Source organism: Ruegeria sp. CDSC054 (assembly GCF_059610645.1).
The window spans coordinates 1-1,043 of record NZ_JBXWOA010000042.1; the positions used below are offsets into that span (position 1 = coordinate 1).

Sequence of the window (1,043 nt, forward strand, 5' to 3'; positions counted from 1 at the left end):
CCCGAACCAGAAGGCCTGACTGTGTGACCCATAGCGGACAGTCGTGCATGTAGATTTTCAGGGCCGGGGAACTCCCCGGCCTAAAATTTGTTAATATGTAAACTAAGTGTGAGATTACGGGCATTGAATGTGCCTGTATTGGTGATAAACTTTCTATTCCAGCCGGTTACGTTGTAATATGGCAAGTCCCCGGTAGTATTGGCTGGACCCGGAGAGTTGTTGTCGAGTGTTTATGTTCACGAAACTGCGCCCAGTTTTCGCCGAAATAGTAGGGTACCGGTTGATTGCCGGGCTGGTTTTCCTTCTGCTATTGTCCTTCGTATTCCAACCATTTCAGGCCATCGAAGTAACCTTTCCTTGGCGCTTGGCCTTCTGGATCGGGGTGATGGGGCTGGCGCTAGGGGTGACCTGCGTCGCAAGAAGATTGTTGCGTAGGTTGTTCGCTGAGACCGAGTTTTCTGGGCGCGACCTTGTGCTGATATCTTTGGTTTTCGTCCTTTTCGTTCCAAGCCTTTGGTTGATGGTCTGGTTGCTGTTTTCGGCCAACGGACTGCCGTGCCCGGATATGTTATCCGTAACATCTTATGGCGCCTTGCTGTCGGTCGGCTTGATCCTGGTGCGGCGTGAGGCATCGAAACCTCAATCCGAATATGCTGAAATTCCGCTGCCGCGCATGTACAAGCGGTTGCCGGGATCCTTTCAGGGTCGGGTCTATCGCCTGACGGTCCAAGACCACTATGTGGATGTGGTGACTTCTGAGGGCACGTTTACGATCCGGTCGCGTTTTACCGACGCCATAGAGGAAATGGAACCTATTCCGGGCCATTGCACGCACCGATCGCATTGGGTTGTCGATGACGCCATTGCTGGGGTCGAACGTAAGGGTGGCAAGACCATGTTGCGCCTGAAGAACGACGAGCTTGTTCCGGTCAGCAGGAAATACCGTCCGTTCCTAGAAGAAGATGGCCTGATCTGAGACGCCCTATCTGGGCATTGGGATCATTTGCGGGACTTTCCCTGTCAAGATCGCCATTGCCTGATCG

Annotated in this window: 1 protein-coding gene; it reads left to right on the top strand. The window is 53.0% G+C overall.

Annotation, left to right across the window (positions count from 1 at the left end; genetic code table 11):
- Positions 1 to 232 precede the first annotated feature (232 nt).
- Complete coding sequence (locus AC2FGC_RS24210) at positions 233 to 976, top strand: LytTR family DNA-binding domain-containing protein (RefSeq protein ID WP_496692901.1); 744 nt, start codon at positions 233 to 235, stop codon at positions 974 to 976.
- The last annotated feature ends 67 nt before the right edge of the window (positions 977 to 1,043 follow it).

What these genes read in the sequence shown, in the direction of transcription:
- AC2FGC_RS24210 (WP_496692901.1), top strand. Translation starts at nt 233, where the DNA reads ATGTTCACGAAACTGCGCCCAGTTTTCGCCGAAATAGTAGGGTACCGG.